The organism is Pseudomonas sp. LH21 (assembly GCF_036549575.1).
Lineage (GTDB): Bacteria > Pseudomonadota > Gammaproteobacteria > Pseudomonadales > Pseudomonadaceae > Aquipseudomonas > Aquipseudomonas peradeniyensis.
In genome coordinates this window covers 3,450,610-3,466,522 of sequence record NZ_CP144367.1, presented here as the reverse complement: position 1 = coordinate 3,466,522, position 15,913 = coordinate 3,450,610, and the positions used below count along the sequence as shown (strand labels likewise).

The window sequence follows — 15,913 nt, the reverse complement described above, 5'->3', positions numbered from 1 at the left end:
AGGTGGGTTTTATGGTATACCATAATACACAAATGACCGTGCAACAGGAGCGCGACGAATGAAGGCCTACTGGATCGCCCATGTGGATGTCACCGACCCCGAACAGTACCAGCAGTACACCCAGCGCGCCCCGGCGGCCTTTGCCGCCTTTGGCGGGCGCTTCCTGGCCCGGGGCGGACGCAGCGAGGCGATGGAAGGGCGCGCGACGCCACAGCGCAGCGTGGTGATCGAGTTCGACTCCTACGAGCAGGCGGTGGCCTGCTACCGGTCGGACCTGTACCAGGATGCCTGCCGCCATCGCCAGGGCGTGGCGCTGGCCCAGGTGATCATCGTCGAAGGACTCGCCCCTTGATCAGACCCGCAGGTGCGGGTCTTTCTTCTCCGGGTTTTCGCCGGCAGGGCGTGGTGTCGCCGGCTTGTCCGCGGCGGGCGGCGGCGTGTCCTGCACGGCGTCGGTATCGGCGGGTGGCGACTGGTCACGGGTGCGCAGCAGTGACAACAGCACCCCGCCCAGCAGCAATCCGAACGTCACCCCCAGCGATATCCCGGCCGGCACCTTGCCCACCAGCCCGTGCCAGAAGATCTTGCAGCCGATGAAGATCAGCACCAGCGCCAGCGCGTACTTGAGGTAGACGAAGCGGTGCATCAGCGCCGCCAGGGCGAAGTACAGCGAGCGCAGGCCAAGGATGGCGAAGATGTTCGAGGTGTAGACGATGAACGGGTCCTGGGTGATGGCGAAGATCGCCGGCACACTGTCGACGGCGAACACCAGGTCGGCCAGCTCGATCAAGACCAGGGCCAGGAACAGCGGCGTGGCATAGCGGATCGCCCGCGTCGCCCCGGGCGGCGTGAGCTGGACGAAGAAGTGCCGGCCATGCAGCTGGTCGGTGACGCGCATGTGCCGGCGCACGAAGCGCAACACCGGGTTGTTGGCCAGGTCCGGATGGGCGTCGTCCTTCGACAGCGCCATCTTCACCCCGGTGAACAACAGGAAGGCGCCGAACAGGTACAGCACCCAGGCGAAGTGCTGCACCAGCGCAGCGCCCACACCGATCATGATCGCCCGCAGCACCACCACTCCGAGGATGCCCCAGAACAGCACGCGATGCTGGTAGCGGCGGGGGATGGCGAAGAAGCTGAAGATCATCGCCATGACGAACACGTTGTCCATCGACAGCGACTGCTCGACCAGAAAACCCGTGTAGAACTCCAGCGCCGGCTGCGCGCCCAGCTCAAACCAGACCCACAGGCCGAACAGCACGCCGACGCTGAAGTAGCCCGAGTACAGCAGCAGGCTTTCGCGCATCTCGATCTCGCGGTCCTGGCGGTGCAACACACCCAGGTCGAGGACCAGCAAGGCGATGACGATGGTGATGAAGACCAGCCACAACCAGGCGCTGGTGCCGAGAAAAGGCGTGAAGAGGAAATGCTGCAGAGCCGTCATGAGCCCCTCCTTGATTGTCGACGTTGCAAGGCAACAGTGATTCCGACATGGCGGCGCAAACCGTCAGAGGGGCCCGGCATCACATGATCTTGAGCCTAGTCGCGATCGCCGGGCTTGCCGAATGGCAGGCTGTTACATTTCTTTGCCTGGGTCCAATTAATGCGAAATATTCGCATCGTAAAGATTCTGGGATGCGCCACCGCCATCACCAATAGCGCGTACGGCGAGACCATTCGCTACACCCAGTCCGACTACCTGACCCTGGACGCCATGGCCAGGTACCAGGTGACCGAGCAGTTGTCGGTGACCCTCAACGGCAACAACCTGACCGACAGGAAATACTTCAACAACCTGGGCTTCTACAGCGGGGGCTACTACGGGATCCGCGCAATTTCATGCTGACTACGCGTTACGCGTTCTGACGGGTGCGCTCGTCCTCATGGGAAAACATGATTCATTGATGTGACTACTGCGTGGGAGCGGGCTTGACCCGCGATTCGGTGTAAGGCACCGGCTTCGCCGGTGATCGCGGGTCAAGCCCGCTCCCACGCAGGTCATGCTTTCAGCTCCATTCCCGGCGCCGCCGACCTACCAGGCCAGCGGCTGCTCGAACCCCTTCCAGCACACCCAGCGCCGTACCTCGCCATGCGCCCCGGTGCCGATCTGCCATTGCGGCCGGCCGCTGTCCAGGGCAATCAGTGAAATGAAGCCGGCATGGCTGGCCACCGCCAGGGTGCGGCCATCGGCGCTGATGTCCATGGCACTGATGGTCGAGCCGAGGTAGTGCTGCCAGTGCTCGCTGCCGTCCTCGCCGAAGGCACGCAGGTAGCCATGGGCGTCGCCGACGATGTACTCGCCGTCGCGGGTGACGCCTGCGTAGATTCGCGCGCCATCCTGCAACAGCGGCGTGCGCGGGTCCTCGCTGTAGAAGCCGGTATCCAGTCCCTGCAGGTCGGCCACCCGCACGCCGACGGTGCCGCCCCGGTAGAAGTGGCAGGCATTGAGGATCAGTTGGTCGCCACGCCGGTTGAACAGGGCGAAGTGCGGGTATTCGCTGGCCGGGCCGACTTCGGCGATGGGTTTGAACTGCTCGTCCAGCACCAGGTGTCGGCCGCATTGTTCGCCCAGGGCGATCAACCGGCCATCCGGTGACAGCGCGGCATGCTCCATGGCCAGGCCCAGGACGATATCGTCCGGGTCGGTGCCCCGGCGCAGGTCGTCGAGAATCTCGTCCTCTCGTGGCAGCAGGCGCGTGGCGCCGTCGGCGGCGAGCACGAAGATGCCGTCGCTGCTGACCAGCAGGACCCGCTGGCCATCGGGGAAGGGCAGCAGCGCGGTGGGTATCGGCGGCAGGTCGAGGGGGTCGAACGGGTAGCCGGCGGGCAACCCTTCCAGGCCATGGGGCCAGGCCAGCCTGGCCACCTGCGGGCCGCCCCAGCCATCGGTCACGCGCACCCCTTCGGCATTGGCCAGGGCGTAGTAGCGCCGTTGCGGGCAGCGGCCGAAATGCTCGACGCCGATCACCGGGGTGACGCCCTGGTCGTCGATGCGCAGCACCTGCCCCCGGTCGAACGGCATGCCGATGCGTGCCAGCAGGCTGCCGTCGTCGAGCAGCAGCAGGTTGCCGATGCCCTGGGCCTGTTCCTCGAACAAGGGCACCAGCGGCAAGTGCGCCGGCGGCCAGGCCTCGCGGAACAGCTGGCGCTGTGCCGGGTCGACGCCGGGCCGGTTGATGGCCCGCAGCGCCGCCAGCCAGGCGTCGAGCAGGTGTTCGGTGGTCGGTGCCTGCGGCTCCTCCAGATTGTCCCAGCCTTGCGCACGGCCCTGCGCGACATAGCGGTTGATGGCCTCGGCGTGGGCGATGACCGCCTCGCGCCACTGCTGCTGGGGGTGCTGCTTGTCCATGGGCGGATCGAACTCCTTGTTCCGCGGGGTGGGTGGCCATGCAACAAAATGGTGCATGGAAGCGCGCATGGTACTCCGTCCGCGCCCGTGGTTGTGAGGCCCGGGCTTGATGCGTACCATGCTGGGCATCCTTCCAATAATCAAACGTGCGTCACCGGCCTGGCACCTGGGCAGGCGATGCGCGTCCTGTTGCCTTGCCCGCGGAGAAAAACCTCTTCACATGAATGGACCCGTACCCACCTCAATGCCCCCCACAGCCGGCAACGGCAGCTGGCTGAGCGTCATCGCCCTGGCCCTGGCGGCGTTCATCTTCAATACCACCGAGTTCGTCCCGGTGGCGCTGCTCAGCGATATCGGCCGCAGCTTCGAGATGACCACCGCGCAGGTCGGCCTGATGCTGACCATCTATGCCTGGGTGGTGGCGCTGGCATCGCTGCCGATGATGCTGATGACCCGCAACATCGAGCGCCGGCGCCTGCTGCTGCTGGTGTTCCTGGTGTTCATCGCCAGCCACCTGCTGTCGTGGTTGTCGCAGAGTTTCGCCATGCTGCTGGTCAGCCGCATCGGCATCGCCCTGGCCCACGCCGTGTTCTGGGCCATCACCGCGTCGCTGGCGGTGCGCGTGGCGCCGCCCGGCCAGCAGGCCAAGGCGCTGGGCCTTTTGGCCACCGGCACCACCCTGGCGATGGTCATGGGCATCCCGCTGGGGCGGGTGGTGGGCGAGGCGCTGGGCTGGCGCATCACCTTCCTGTGCATTGCCGGGGTGGCGCTGGCGACCATGCTGTGCCTGATGAAGTCGCTGCCGCTGCTGCCGAGCCAGAACTCCGGCTCGCTGCGCAGCCTGCCGGTCCTGTTCAAGCGCCCGGCGCTGGTGATCACCTACCTGCTGGTGACGCTGGTGATCACGGCGCAGTTCACCGCCTACAGCTACATCGAACCGTTCGCCCTGCACGTGGCGCAGATCGGCGGCGAGCGCACCACGCTGCTGCTGCTGATGTTCGGTGGCGCCGGGGTGTTCGGGTCAGTGCTGTTCAGCCGCTACAGCGAGCGCTTCCCCCATGGCTTCCTGGTGGGTGCCATCGGTGCGCTGGCCGTCTGCCTGTTGCTGCTGTTGCCGCTGTCGGGCAACTTCCCGGTATTCGCCGGGCTGAGCATGGTCTGGGGCGTGGCGATCCTCAGCTTCAGCCTGGCCTTGCAGTCCAAGACCCTCAAGCTCGCCTCGGATGCCACTGACGTAGCCATGGCGCTGTTCTCGGGGATCTACAACATCGGCATCGGCGGCGGCGCGCTGCTGGGCAGCATCGTCAGCAGCCAGCTGGGCGTGGCGCATATCGGCCTGGTCGGTGGCGGCGTGGCGGTGGTCGGCCTGCTGCTGGCGGTGGCCAGTACCCGACGCTTTCGCGAAGCACTGACAGGGGCTCCCGGCCAAGCGTGAGCCGGGCCGCTGTGCAGCCCTTTTGCGACACGAGCCCGCGCAGACGATGTTCAACCTTTTAGCTCTGCGCGACGGCGTAGCCAAAAGGGCTGGGTAATGTCCTGCTGAAGCTGAACAACACGTTGGCAAAAGTGGTCGATCAGCGAACAGAATGTACCAGTTGGACCACAAGGCTTTGTCGCGCTCGCGGGTTCTCTTCTAGAATCCGCCCATGCCCCGACACCATGCCGGGGCCATCGCCCGAGAGCCTCATGAGTTCCAGTTCGCCGCTGTCCGGAGTCAACCAGCCGTTGCGCGGCATCGCCCTGGTGGTGGTGGCCACCTTCCTGTTCGCCAGCCACGACGCACTGTCGAAATTCCTCGGTGGGATCTACCCGATCATCATGGTGGTCTGGGTGCGTTACCTGGTGCACACCCTGCTGATGGCCGGGATCTTCCTGCCCAAGGCGGGCCTCGCGGTGCTGCGTACCCGCCGGCCGTTGCTGCAGACCCTGCGCGCGCTGAGCCTGCTCAGCACCAGCCTGCTGTTCACCGCCGGGCTGCAGTACCTGCCGCTGGCGGAGGCGACCTCGGTCAACTTCCTCGCGCCGGTGCTGGTCACCGCACTGTCGGTGCCGCTGCTCAAGGAGCGAGTGACGCCAGGGCAGTGGGCGGCGGTGGTGCTGGGCTTCATCGGCGTGCTGGTGGTGGTGCACCCGGGCGGGGCGATGTTCACCCCGGCCATCCTGTTCCCCTTCGGCTCGGCGCTGGGGTTCTGCTTCTACCAGTTGCTGACGCGCAAGCTGGCGGCCCACGACAGCCCGACCACCAGCAACTTCTACGCAGGGTTGTGCAACACCCTGATCATGACGGCGCTGGTACCGTTCTTCTGGCAGGTGCCGCAATGGCCCCATGTGCCGCTGATGCTGGCGCTGGGCGGCTGCGGGATGACCGCGCACCTGTTGCTGACCCAGGCGTTCCGCCATGCCGCGCCGGCGTTGCTGGCGCCGTTCAGCTATTGCCAGATCGTGTTCGCCGGGTTGCTGGGGCTGGTGGTGTTCGGCCAGGTGCCGGACGGCACCAGCCTGGTCGGCATCGCGGTGATCTGCCTCAGCGGGCTGGGGGCGGCCTGGATGCAGCGGCGAGCCTGAGGGGCATGCCCCTCAGCCCGCACCCTGCTGTTTGCGATAGGCCCCCGGCTGCACGCCGACCGCCTTGGCGAACGCCCGGGTAAAGGCCGCCACTGACTGATAGCCCGCCTGCGCGCCCACCTGTTCGACGGTATTGCCCGCCTTGAGCAACTGGCAGGCATGGCGCATGCGCAGCGCCAGCAACACCTGCCCGGGCGACTGTCCGGCCAGTTCATTGAAGCGCTTGAAAAACGCCGATCGCGACAGTCCCGTGCAGGCGGCCATGCTTTCCAGCGTCCAGGGCTGGCCCGGATCCTCGATCAAGCGCTCCAGCAAGCCGGCGAAGGCCGGCTGGCGGGCGAGGGCGACCAGGCCTCCGAGTGACAGGCCGGCATGCACCTGCTGGCGCAGCACATACAGGAACAACAGGTGCGTAAGGCGTTCGAGCAGCGCCTGCGAAGGTTGCGGGCGTCGGCATTCCTCGAGGATCAGCCCGAACAGTGCCCGCGCCGCGCCGGCGGCTGGGTCGTTGGCGCGCAGCAGGATCCAGTCCGCCAGCCCGTCGACGATCAGCGACGACAACCCCGACTGGAAGTGGAAGAACCCGCACACCAGCCCCACGCCGTCCCCGGCTTCCAGATCCAGCGCCTGCATGCTCCGGCGCGGCTGGGCGCAGGCATCGGTGGCATCCTGGTCGCCGGACAGCCGATAGGCCAGGTCACGCAAAAGGAACACCGCATCGCCGCTCTCCAGGCGCAGTGGCTGCGCCTGGCCATCGATATGCAGCCAGCAATGGCCCTGCACCACCAGGTGGAAACTGGCCCGGCCCATGCCCTGGGTGCTGGCGTGCCAGCCCCCGCAGTAGCGGCCGACATGGAACAGGCTGGCGTCGAGCTCCAGGCTCTCTAATAACCAATCGACGAGGGGGCTGGAAGAAATCATCTAATGCAAGGACTCTGGAGCAAGGAAAGGCGACTGATGAATATGGATGCTACTTCTTATAACCAACAGACTGTAGCGACCTACATCAAAGGAGACCACTCCATGTCCGCACGCATCACTCTACACAGCCTGCAGACCGCCCCGGAAGCCGCCCGCCCGTTCCTCGAGAACGCACAGAAGAACTCCGGCTTCATCCCCAACCTGCTGGGCATCCTGGCCAACGCTCCGGCGGCGCTGGAAACCTACGTCACCGTCTCGGCGCTCAACGGCAAGTCAGAGCTGACCCTGGCCGAGCGTGAAGTGGTGCAACTGATCGCCGCCACCCAGCATGGCTGCGATTTCTGCGTCGCCGGCCATACCGCCGTGGCCCTGAACAAGGCCAAGCTGCCCCAGGAGGTGGTCGATGCCCTGCGTGCCCGTGGCGAGCTGCCCGATGCCCGCTACGAGACCCTGGCCGCCTTCGCCCGTGAGGTGATCGCCACCCGTGGCAACGTCTCTGACGTCACCTATCAGGCATTCCGTGATGCCGGTTTCAGCGAAGGCAACGCCCTGGAAGTGATTCTCGGCGTGAGCCTCGCAACCCTGTGCAACTTTGCTAATGTGTTCGCCCAGACGCCGCTCAACGACGAGCTCGGCAAGTACCGCTGGCAGCCTTCGGCCTGATCGGGGCCTGATGCCGGCGTGCCCGGCGTTTCAACAGGAGTAGGGACATGCTTGATCATGCATTTCGACATTGGCTGGATGCCAATGCCGAGGCCATCGACCAGGGCCAGTGCGATCCACACCTGGTGCTGGCGCATATCGCCGAATCGCAACTGCTGCGCATTGGCGTCGACCCGGCCCTGGGGGGCTCGGGTGGCGACGTCAGCGCGGCGGTCGAGGCCATCGCCGCCATCGCCAGCCGTTCGCTGGCCGCGGCCTTTGTCTGCTGGGGCCAGCGCGCCTTCATCGAATACCTGCTGCAAAGCCCCAACCGGGCGTTGTGTGAACGGCTGCTGCCCGACCTGCTGAAGGGTGAGCTGGCCGGGGCCACCGGCCTGTCCAACGCCATGAAATTCCTTTCCGGTATCGAGGCCTTGCAGGTGCGTGGCCGCGCCGCGAGCGACGGCTGGAACCTGGAGGGGCGCCTGCACTGGGTGACCAACCTGCGCAAGCGCGGCTTCGTGGTGGCCGCGGCCATCGAGGACGACGCCGGCGGCGCGCCGTTCGTGGTCGCCATCCCGTCGAACGCGCCGGGCCTGGAGCGCTCCGACGACTTGCAACTGATGGGCCTGCAATCGAGCAACACGGCGGCGCTGGCCTTCCACCAGGTACCCCTGGCCCGCGACTGGCTGCTGCACGACAACGCCCGCGAGTTCCTGCCCAGGGTGCGCCCGGCGTTCCTGGCGCTGCAGTGCGGCATGGCCATTGGCCTGGCTCGCCGCGCCCTGGATGAGGCACAGGCACACCTGCAGCAGCGTGGCGCGTTCCTCGAGGAGGCTCGCCAGGTGCTCGCCGAGCGCCTGGAGAACACCGTCGCCGAGCTCAAGCAGGGGCTGCTCGACGGCCGCTTCCAGAGCCAGCCGGCCGCCTTGTTCAAACTGCGCATCACCCTCGCCGAATGCGCCGCCGACGCCGTGCAGCTGGAGTTGCAGGCCAGTGGTGGCAAGGCCTACCTGAGCGCCTACGGCGAGGGCTTCGCCCGCCGCTGGCGTGAGTCGGCGTTCGTGCCGATCGTCACCCCGAGCCTGGTGCAGCTGCGCGCCGAGCTGCAACGCCAGGCGGCCTCTGCATGACCGACGTGCTACTCGAAGCCCGCGACATCAGCCTGGGCTACCCGCGCGAGGGTGGCTGGCAGGCGGTGCTGGAGCAGTTCGACCTGGCGCTGGCGCCGGGGGAGGTGGTCAGCATCCTTGGCCCCAGCGGGGTCGGCAAGTCCAGCCTGCTGCGCGTGCTGGCCGGCCTGCAGCAGGCCCGTGGCGGCAGCGTGCAGTTGCGTGGCGAGCCGTTGCAGGGGCCGCATCCGCGCCTGGCAGTGGCCTTCCAGGACCCCAGCCTGCTGCCCTGGCTGAGCCTTGAGAAGAACGTCGCCTTCGGCCTCGACTTCGCCCGCCAGCCCAAGCTGCCGGCGGCCGAGCGGCGCGCACGGATCGACCACGCCATCGACGCGGTGGGCCTGGCTCACGCCCGTGGCCAGTACCCGGCGCAGCTGTCCGGCGGCATGGCCCAGCGCACCGCGCTGGCCCGCTGCCTGGCGCGCCAGCCCGAGGTGCTGTTGCTGGACGAACCCTTCGGCGCGCTGGACGAGGTGACCCGGGCCGACATGCAGCAACTGCTGCTGCAACTGATCGCCACCCACAACACCGCCGCCGTGCTGATCACCCACGACATCGACGAAGCCCTGCTGCTGTCCGATCGTGTGCTGCTACTGGGCAACCACCCGGCGCGCACCCTCGGCCAGTGGCACATCGATCTGCCGCAGCCGCGCGCGCAGCGGGTCGAGGAACTGGGCGCGCTGCGCATCGAGATCCTGAAAACCCTTCGGCGGGCAAGCCGCACAGCCGAACCCACTCCATCCCCCTTGCCCTCGGAGGCTGTCCATGTGCATGGATGACTGCTGTTCCACGACGTCCCGTCGCGATTTTCTCAAGCTGAGCGCCATGCTCACCGCCGCCGGCGCCGTGCCGCTGCTGTCGAGCCTGCAGGCCCGGGCCGCCGCCGAGCCGGACGCGCCGGTGCGCATCGGCTACCTGCCGATCACCGACGCCACGCCCTTGCTGGTGGCGCACAACAACGGCCTGTTCGAGGCCGAGGGCATCAAGGCCGAGCGCCCGGTACTGCTGCGCAGCTGGGCGCAGGTGATCGAGGCGTTCATCTCCGGCCAGGTCAATGTCATCCACCTGCTGTCGCCGATGACCGTGTGGGCACGCTATGGCAGCAAGGTGCCGGCCAAGGTCGTGGCCTGGAACCACGTCGGCGGCTCGGGCCTGACCGTGGCCCTGGACATCACCGAGATGAAGCAGCTCGGCGGCAAGACCGTGGCCATTCCGTTCTGGTACTCGATCCACAACGTGGTGCTGCAGCAGATGCTCGGCGATAACGGCCTCAAGCCCGTGTCCAAGCCGGCCGACGCGCAACTGGCGGACAACGAGGTCAACCTGCTGGTGCTGCCACCGTCGGACATGCCGCCGGCCCTGGCCAGCAAGCGCATCGCCGGCTATATCGTCGCCGAGCCGTTCAACGCCCTGGCCGAGAACTTAAAGGTCGGCCGCGTGCAGCGTTTCACCGGCGATGTCTGGCGCAACCATGCCTGCTGCGTGGTGTTCATGCACGAGCACGACCTGAACAATCGCCCGGAGTGGTCGCAGAAGGTGGTCAACGCCATCGTCAAGGCCCAGCAGTGGACCCGCGAGCACCGTGCCGAGGCCGCCGCGCTGCTGTCCAAGGCCGGCCCCAACAAGTACACCCCGCACGAGCCGGCGGTGCTGACCAAGGTGCTGGCGCCTTCCGCCGAAGACCGCGCCGGCTACATCGCCAGCGGTGCGATCCAGCACCAGCAATGGGACGAGAAGCGCATCGACTTCCAGCCTTACCCGTTCCCCAGTTATACCGAGGAACTGGTCAAGCGCCTGAAGAACACCCTGATCGTCGGCGAGAGCGATTTCCTCGCCGGCCTGGACCCGGCGCAGACTGCCCGCGACCTGGTGGACGAGCGCTTCGTGCGCAACGCCATCGCCGCCGTGGGCGGCCCGGCCGCGTTCGGCATCGCCGAGAACTTCCAGCGTAGCGAGGAGTTCGCGGTCTGATGCGCAGGCATGTCGTGCATGGCGCCCTGGGCCTGGCGGGTCTGGCGGCGCTGTTGTTGCTGTGGTGGGCGGGCGTGCGCCTGTTCGGCACCGCCGATGGCCTGTCGGCGCGCTTCGCGCCCCAGGCCACGCTGCAGAGTTTGGTGGAGCTGCTGGGGCAGGGCGAGGTCTACGGGCATATCTGGGTGAGCTTGAAGCGCATCCTCGTCGGCCTGCTGCTGGCGCTGCTGATCGGCGTGCCGCTGGGCCTGCTGGTGGGCAGCTACCGGCATCTGGAGGCGGCGACCACGCCGGCGTTCCAGTTCCTGCGCATGATCTCGCCGCTGTCGTGGATGCCGGTGGTGGTGATGCTGATGGGGGTGGGCGACCAGCCGATCTACTTCCTGCTGGCCTTCGCCGCGCTGTGGCCGATCTTGCTGAACACCGCCGCCGGGGTGCGCCAGCTCGACCCGCGCTGGCTGCAGTTGAGCCGCAGCCTCAGCGCCACGCGTTGGGAGACCTTGTGCAAGGTGATCATCCCCGGGGTGATCGGCCATGTGCTGACCGGCGTGCGCCTGGCCATCGGCATCCTGTGGATCGTGCTGGTGCCGTGCGAAATGCTTGGGGTCAGTGCCGGGCTGGGCTATTTCATCCTTGATACCCGTGATCGGCTGGCCTACTCGGAGTTGATGGCGATGGTGCTGCTGATCGGGGTGTTGGGGTTCATGCTCGATGCCTTGGCGCGCGGGCTGCATCGGCGATGGGTGCATGCGTGAAGCCTGTAGGAGCGGCCTTGTGCCGCGAAAGGGCCGCAAAGCGGCCCCAGCGATCCTTGTATCAACGCTGAAATCCTGGGGCCGCTACGCAGCCCTTTCGCGGCACAAGGCCGCTCCTACAGGGGGAGCGCGTGAGGCCTAGAGGCGCGTCCCTGTGCCCTGGGACTCAGAAACTGTACTTGGCCGTCAGCATCAGGTTGCGCGGATCGCCGAAGGTATCGCCGCCATAGTTCACCGACTTGGAGATCGACGAGTAGTACTTGCGGTCGAACACGTTGTTGGCGTTGAGCTGCAGGTCCAGGTGCTGGTTGACCGCGTAGCCGGCCATCAGGTCGGTGACGGCGTAGGCGCCCTGCTCGAGGCGGTAGCTGCTGCCGTCGGCCACGGTGAAGTCGTTGTACATGCGGCTCTGCCAGGTGACGCCGCCACCGATCCGCAGTTTCTCCAGTGGGCCCTGGAAGCGGTAGGTGGTGAACAGCTTCAACTGGTGCTGCGGCGTGTCGGATTCGAACGGCTTGTTGACCTTTTCCGGGTTCTTCGCGTCCTTGACCGTGTGCACGCGGGCATAGGTATAGCCGGCGCCGATCTGCCACTGTTCGGTCAACGCGCCCTGCAGCTCGAAGTCGATACCCTGGCTGCGCACTTCGCCTGACGCTTCGTAGCAGGCGAACTGGCCGGCCCGGCACAGGCTCTTGTCCACTTCGACCGCGCGGTTCTGCTGGTCGATGCGGAACACCGCGAGGCTGGCGTTGAGTGCACCGTCGAAGTACTCGCCCTTGATGCCCACTTCGTAGTTCTTGCCCTCGATCGGCCGCACCGGCGTGCCGCTGGGGTCCTTGTTGTCCTGGGGCTGGAAGATGTCGGTGTAGCTGGTGTACAGCGAGTGGTGCTCGTCCAGCTCGTAGATCAGGCCGGCATAGCGGGTGACGTTGCGGGTCACCTTGTAGTCGCCCTCGTTGCTGCCGCGCTGGTCGTAGTCGTACCAGTCAAGGCGCCCGCCGAGGATCAGCTTGAGCGGGTCGGCCAGGCTCAGGCGGGTGGTGGTGTAGACGCCTTCCTGGTTGATCAGGTAGCGGCTGCTGCCAGTGTGCAGGAAGTCCGGCTTGCCGCCATCGATGGGGTAGTCCAGGTCGTAGGGGCTGTAGTTGCGCTCGGTCATGTCGTAGATGCGCTTGCTGGCACCGACCACCAGCTCGTGGCTGCGACCGAAGGCCTCGAACGGGCCGCTGGCAAAGGTGTCCAGGCCCAGCTGGTTCTCGTCGTGGGCCGATTGGTAGACCGTGCGGCTCAGCGGCTTGGCCAGGTCCCAGCGCGACTGGTAGGAGCCGCGGAACAGCGCGTTCTGCTCGCTGTAGATGGCGTTGACCTGCAGCTTCCAGTCGTTGGCCAGGCGCTGGCGCAGCTCGGCGAACAGGGTGTTGATCTCCTGGTCCTTGACCTCCCAGTCGGTAGCCGGGTTGTACGAACGCGGCAGGTCCTGATGGTGGCCATTGAGGTCGGTGGGGATCGCGCCCCAGAACACGTTGGTCTTGTCCTTCTGGTGGGACAGGCCAAGCGTCAGGGTGGTGTCCTCGCCCAGGTCGGCCTCGGTGATCGCGTAGAACAGCCCGTGATCCTCCTGTTGCCCATCACGGAAACCGTTGGCGTCGCGGTACGAGGCCACCACGCGGCCGCGCAGGGTGCCGCTGTCGTTGAGCGGGCTGGAGGCGTCGAGTTCGCCGCGGTAGTTGTCCCAGCTGCCGGCGGCGCCGGTGAGGGTGACCTTCTGTTCCGCCAGCGGACGCTTGCGCACCAGGTTGATGGCCGCCGACGGCGTGCCGGAGCCGGTGACCAGCCCGGTGGCGCCCCGCACCACCTCGACCCGGTCGAACATCGCCAGGTTGGGCTGGGCGCCGACCACCCAGCCGGTGTAGGCGCTGGGGATGCCGTCGTACATGATGTTGTCGACATCGAAGCCGCGGGCCTTGTAGGTCTGCCGACCCGGGCCATTGGACTGGTTGAGGAACAGCCCCGGCGTGTACCGGGCCACGTCGTTGATGCTGGTCATGCCCTGGTCGTCCATGCGCTGGCGGGTGATCACGGTCACCGCCTGGGGCGTTTCGCGCATGGTCAGCGGCAGCTTGGTGGCGGTGGCCATGGAGCCGGTGGTGTACGACTTCGACCCCTCGGTGGTGCTGCCCAGGCTGCTGTCGTTGATGGCCGTGGCGCCCAGCTCGATCACCGCCGGCGCTTGCTCCTCGGCCAGCGCGGGAGTGAGGGTTGCCATGCAGATGGCCATGGCCAGCAGGTTGCGGGTGGGCGTAAAGCGGTGAGGGGAGACGTGCAGTGACATGCCGGGCTTTATCCTTATTGCTAGTGCTTATGAGAATAATTAGCAATAAGTGTGTCGGATTGTCAGCCCCGCAACAATGCATTCGAAGCTGAAAATGATGAATTTTTCACAAATTCAATTCATTTGGATTGGTTGAGTGGCTCCCTGCGGCAATCCGTTTGCCCCGCTGGCGCCCGACCTCCAGCGCCTGTCCGTCACGCTGCTTGCCATGGCGCGCCTGGCCGACCAGCTCGGGGATCAGCGGGCCCTCCGGCAGATGACGCCAGAAGCGCCCGGGCAGGTGCTGGCGCAAGGCGCCGGGGTTGAGCCGGGCGGGGTTGAAGGTGTGCCGGTAGTAGGCCAGCCACAGCTCGGCACCGGGGTCCTCGGCGTTGCGCGCCCACTGCCGCCATTGCTCCGGGCATTGGCGTCGGTAGTCCAAATGCTGGCCGTCGAAGCGCACGCCGTCGAGGGGGGTGGCGATCAACCAGCGCTGGCGCCCCAGGCGATCGGCGAAATGCCCGCAGGCGCTGTCGAGGATGTCGTGGGCCGGTTCGTGGTAGGCCACCAGGTCCAGTTGCAACTGTTCGGCCAGTGCCTCGGGCAGCGGCACGAAGCGCACGAAGGCATGCAGGTGATGGGCTTCGCGGCCGACCTGGCGAATGCGCCGCTGCATCTCGCTGCCCAGGCGGTCGCCGGCGAGCATGGCGGTGCGGTCGCCATGGGCGACGCGCCACAGCACTTCGTACAACAGGTTCCAGCGTTGCTCGCCGCGGTAGCGACCGGCCTGTTCCAACTGGGCCAGCAGCGCCGCCGGCACGCGGGCGCGGAACGGGCCGGGGCCGGCGGGCAGGGGCGTGGGCTCGGCCAGCAGGTCGTCCATTCGCGCCTGGCCCCAGGTCACCGTGGCCGGGTCGATGCCATGGCCGAGTAGTTGCCGCGCCTGGTCGCGCCAGGTGGCGAAGTCGTCACCGCAATCCAGCGCAATCATCCCCACAGGCCCATCTGCACCGGTGCCTGGGGTTCGCGCAGGCGGGCGCGCAGCAGGCCGCTGCGCAGCTCGGCCTGGGCCGGGCGGTAGTCGCTGGTGACGATGAACGGGCGGGCCTTGTCCAGCACGCAGCGCAACTGGATCAGGTCGTCGTAGCGGATGCGCCGCTCGCGGCGCAGGGCCACCAGGCGCTGCACACTGCGCAGGCCGATACCGGGGATGCGCGCCAGCAGGGCCGGCTCGGCGCGGTTGACGTCGAGCGGGAACACCTCGCGGTTGGCCAGCGCCCAGGCCAGCTTGGGGTCGATGTCCAGGGCCAGGTTGCCGGTTTCGCCCAGCAGTTCGCCGGCCTTGTAGCCGTAGCCGCGCAGGAGGAAGTCGGCCTGGTACAGGCGGTGTTCGCGCAGCAGCGGCGGGGCGGCCAGGGGCACGCTGGACGGGCTGTCGGGGATCGGGCTGAAGGCGGAGTAGTAGACGCGTCTGAGGCCATAGCCCTGGTACAGCGACTCGGCGTTGCGCAGCAGGGAGCTGTCATCGGTGGCGTCGGCACCGACGATGACCTGGGTGCTCTGTCCGGCGGGGGTGAAGCGTGGCGCCCGTGGTTCGCCGGCGACGGCCCGCTGGCCGTGGTGGATCACGCCCATGGCCTGGCGGATGGTGCTGGCGCGTTTTTCCGGGGCCAGGCGTTCGAGGCTGGCGTCGGTGGGCAGTTCGATGTTCACGCTCAGGCGGTCGGCCAGGCGCCCGGCTTCCTCGATCAGCATGGGGTCGGCGTCAGGGATGGTCTTGAGGTGGATGTAGCCGCGAAAACCATGCTCCTCGCGCAGCAGGCGGGCCACCCGGATCAACTGCTCCATGGTGTAGTCGGCCGAGCGGATGATGCCGGAGCTGAGAAACAGGCCGCTGATGCAATTGCGCCGGTAGAAGTCCAGGGTCAGGCGCACCACCTCCTCGGGGCTGAAGCGCGCCCGCGGCACATTGCTGGAACGGCGGTTGACGCAATACTGGCAGTCGTACAGGCAGAAGTTGGTCAGCAGCACCTTGAGCAGCGACACGCAGCGCCCGTCGGGGGTGTAGCTGTGGCAGATGCCCATGCCGTCGGTGGCGCCGAGGCCGTCGCGACCACGGGAGCTGCGCTTGGGGGCGCCGCTGCTGGCGCAGGACGCGTCGTACTTGGCGGCGTCGGCGAGGATGCCGAGCTTGGCGATGAGCTGCATGGAATGGTCCGAAATGACT

Annotated in this window: 15 protein-coding genes; 9 read left to right on the top strand and 6 right to left on the bottom strand. The window is 67.0% G+C overall.

Annotated features, from left to right (window positions below):
• Nucleotides 1-58 precede the first annotated feature (58 nt).
• Complete coding sequence (locus VUG52_RS15725; protein ID WP_050705855.1) at nucleotides 59-352, top strand: DUF1330 domain-containing protein; 294 nt, start codon at nucleotides 59-61, stop codon at nucleotides 350-352.
• On the opposite strand, the gene VUG52_RS15720 is transcribed toward VUG52_RS15725, so the two are convergent.
• Complete coding sequence (locus VUG52_RS15720; RefSeq protein WP_050705854.1) at nucleotides 353-1,444, bottom strand: TerC family protein; 1,092 nt, start codon at nucleotides 1,442-1,444, stop codon at nucleotides 353-355.
• A gap of 159 nt (nucleotides 1,445-1,603) precedes the next feature.
• Between VUG52_RS15720 and VUG52_RS15715 the strand changes: the two genes are divergently transcribed.
• Complete coding sequence (locus VUG52_RS15715) at nucleotides 1,604-1,846, top strand: TonB-dependent receptor (protein ID WP_050705853.1); 243 nt, start codon at nucleotides 1,604-1,606, stop codon at nucleotides 1,844-1,846.
• 186 nt (nucleotides 1,847-2,032) lie between these two features.
• On the opposite strand, the gene VUG52_RS15710 is transcribed toward VUG52_RS15715, so the two are convergent.
• Nucleotides 2,033-3,349, bottom strand: coding sequence for a hypothetical protein (locus VUG52_RS15710; protein WP_050705852.1), 1,317 nt, complete (start codon nucleotides 3,347-3,349; stop codon nucleotides 2,033-2,035).
• Between the two features lie 220 nt (nucleotides 3,350-3,569).
• Between VUG52_RS15710 and VUG52_RS15705 the strand changes: the two genes are divergently transcribed.
• Together VUG52_RS15705 and VUG52_RS15700 are read left to right on the top strand one after the other, a co-directional pair.
• Nucleotides 3,570-4,784, top strand: coding sequence for a sugar transporter (locus VUG52_RS15705; protein WP_050705851.1), 1,215 nt, complete (start codon nucleotides 3,570-3,572; stop codon nucleotides 4,782-4,784).
• 251 nt (nucleotides 4,785-5,035) lie between these two features.
• Nucleotides 5,036-5,914 (top strand): DMT family transporter, encoded by an 879-nt coding sequence (locus VUG52_RS15700; RefSeq protein ID WP_050705850.1) that lies wholly within the window; start codon nucleotides 5,036-5,038, stop codon nucleotides 5,912-5,914.
• 12 nt (nucleotides 5,915-5,926) lie between these two features.
• Here the strand turns inward: VUG52_RS15700 and VUG52_RS15695 are convergent, their stop codons facing one another.
• Nucleotides 5,927-6,835 carry an AraC family transcriptional regulator gene (locus VUG52_RS15695; protein ID WP_050705849.1) on the bottom strand — a complete coding sequence of 303 codons (909 nt, stop codon included), beginning with the start codon at nucleotides 6,833-6,835 and terminating at the stop codon, nucleotides 5,927-5,929.
• A 102-nt stretch (nucleotides 6,836-6,937) separates the two neighbouring features.
• Here VUG52_RS15695 and VUG52_RS15690 point away from each other — a divergent pair, with 102 nt between their 5' ends.
• From VUG52_RS15690 to VUG52_RS15670, 5 genes are read left to right on the top strand one after another with little or no spacing between them, the layout of a single operon-like run.
• Nucleotides 6,938-7,498 carry a carboxymuconolactone decarboxylase family protein gene (locus tag VUG52_RS15690; RefSeq protein ID WP_050705848.1) on the top strand — a complete coding sequence of 187 codons (561 nt, stop codon included), beginning with the start codon at nucleotides 6,938-6,940 and terminating at the stop codon, nucleotides 7,496-7,498.
• Between the two features lie 47 nt (nucleotides 7,499-7,545).
• Nucleotides 7,546-8,610: an acyl-CoA dehydrogenase family protein gene (locus VUG52_RS15685; protein ID WP_050705847.1), complete on the top strand. Its 1,065-nt coding sequence runs from the start codon at nucleotides 7,546-7,548 to the stop codon at nucleotides 8,608-8,610.
• Nucleotides 8,607-9,428, top strand: a complete 822-nt coding sequence (locus VUG52_RS15680) for an ABC transporter ATP-binding protein (RefSeq protein ID WP_050705846.1) — start codon at nucleotides 8,607-8,609, stop codon at nucleotides 9,426-9,428. The genes VUG52_RS15685 and VUG52_RS15680 overlap by 4 nt, the downstream gene beginning before the upstream one ends.
• A complete protein-coding gene (locus VUG52_RS15675; RefSeq protein WP_050705845.1) occupies nucleotides 9,415-10,620 on the top strand; it encodes an ABC transporter substrate-binding protein in 1,206 nt (401 codons plus the stop codon). The genes VUG52_RS15680 and VUG52_RS15675 overlap by 14 nt, the downstream gene beginning before the upstream one ends.
• Nucleotides 10,620-11,375, top strand: a complete 756-nt coding sequence (locus VUG52_RS15670) for an ABC transporter permease (protein ID WP_050705844.1) — start codon at nucleotides 10,620-10,622, stop codon at nucleotides 11,373-11,375. Before VUG52_RS15675 ends, VUG52_RS15670 begins: the two co-directional genes overlap by 1 nt.
• Before the next feature lie 166 nt (nucleotides 11,376-11,541).
• On the opposite strand, the gene VUG52_RS15665 is transcribed toward VUG52_RS15670, so the two are convergent.
• From VUG52_RS15665 to VUG52_RS15655, 3 genes are all read right to left on the bottom strand, one after another.
• Entirely contained in the window at nucleotides 11,542-13,707 is a 2,166-nt protein-coding gene (locus tag VUG52_RS15665; protein ID WP_050705843.1) for a TonB-dependent siderophore receptor, read from the bottom strand.
• Between the two features lie 106 nt (nucleotides 13,708-13,813).
• On the bottom strand, nucleotides 13,814-14,677 hold the full coding sequence (locus VUG52_RS15660) for a TIGR03915 family putative DNA repair protein (protein ID WP_050705842.1): 864 nt from the start codon (nucleotides 14,675-14,677) through the stop codon (nucleotides 13,814-13,816).
• Complete coding sequence (locus tag VUG52_RS15655; protein ID WP_050705841.1) at nucleotides 14,674-15,894, bottom strand: putative DNA modification/repair radical SAM protein; 1,221 nt, start codon at nucleotides 15,892-15,894, stop codon at nucleotides 14,674-14,676. Before VUG52_RS15655 ends, VUG52_RS15660 begins: the two co-directional genes overlap by 4 nt.
• Nucleotides 15,895-15,913: the final 19 nt, after the last annotated feature.

What these genes read in the sequence shown, in the direction of transcription:
- VUG52_RS15725 (WP_050705855.1), top strand. Translation starts at nt 59, where the DNA reads ATGAAGGCCTACTGGATCGCCCATGTGGATGTCACCGACCCCGAACAG.
- VUG52_RS15720 (WP_050705854.1), bottom strand. Translation starts at nt 1,444, where the DNA reads ATGACGGCTCTGCAGCATTTCCTCTTCACGCCTTTTCTCGGCACCAGC.
- VUG52_RS15715 (WP_050705853.1), top strand. Translation starts at nt 1,604, where the DNA reads ATGCGAAATATTCGCATCGTAAAGATTCTGGGATGCGCCACCGCCATC.
- VUG52_RS15710 (WP_050705852.1), bottom strand. Translation starts at nt 3,349, where the DNA reads ATGGACAAGCAGCACCCCCAGCAGCAGTGGCGCGAGGCGGTCATCGCC.
- VUG52_RS15705 (WP_050705851.1), top strand. Translation starts at nt 3,570, where the DNA reads ATGAATGGACCCGTACCCACCTCAATGCCCCCCACAGCCGGCAACGGC.
- VUG52_RS15700 (WP_050705850.1), top strand. Translation starts at nt 5,036, where the DNA reads ATGAGTTCCAGTTCGCCGCTGTCCGGAGTCAACCAGCCGTTGCGCGGC.
- VUG52_RS15695 (WP_050705849.1), bottom strand. Translation starts at nt 6,835, where the DNA reads ATGATTTCTTCCAGCCCCCTCGTCGATTGGTTATTAGAGAGCCTGGAG.
- VUG52_RS15690 (WP_050705848.1), top strand. Translation starts at nt 6,938, where the DNA reads ATGTCCGCACGCATCACTCTACACAGCCTGCAGACCGCCCCGGAAGCC.
- VUG52_RS15685 (WP_050705847.1), top strand. Translation starts at nt 7,546, where the DNA reads ATGCTTGATCATGCATTTCGACATTGGCTGGATGCCAATGCCGAGGCC.
- VUG52_RS15680 (WP_050705846.1), top strand. Translation starts at nt 8,607, where the DNA reads ATGACCGACGTGCTACTCGAAGCCCGCGACATCAGCCTGGGCTACCCG.
- VUG52_RS15675 (WP_050705845.1), top strand. Translation starts at nt 9,415, where the DNA reads ATGTGCATGGATGACTGCTGTTCCACGACGTCCCGTCGCGATTTTCTC.
- VUG52_RS15670 (WP_050705844.1), top strand. Translation starts at nt 10,620, where the DNA reads ATGCGCAGGCATGTCGTGCATGGCGCCCTGGGCCTGGCGGGTCTGGCG.
- VUG52_RS15665 (WP_050705843.1), bottom strand. Translation starts at nt 13,707, where the DNA reads ATGTCACTGCACGTCTCCCCTCACCGCTTTACGCCCACCCGCAACCTG.
- VUG52_RS15660 (WP_050705842.1), bottom strand. Translation starts at nt 14,677, where the DNA reads ATGATTGCGCTGGATTGCGGTGACGACTTCGCCACCTGGCGCGACCAG.
- VUG52_RS15655 (WP_050705841.1), bottom strand. Translation starts at nt 15,894, where the DNA reads ATGCAGCTCATCGCCAAGCTCGGCATCCTCGCCGACGCCGCCAAGTAC.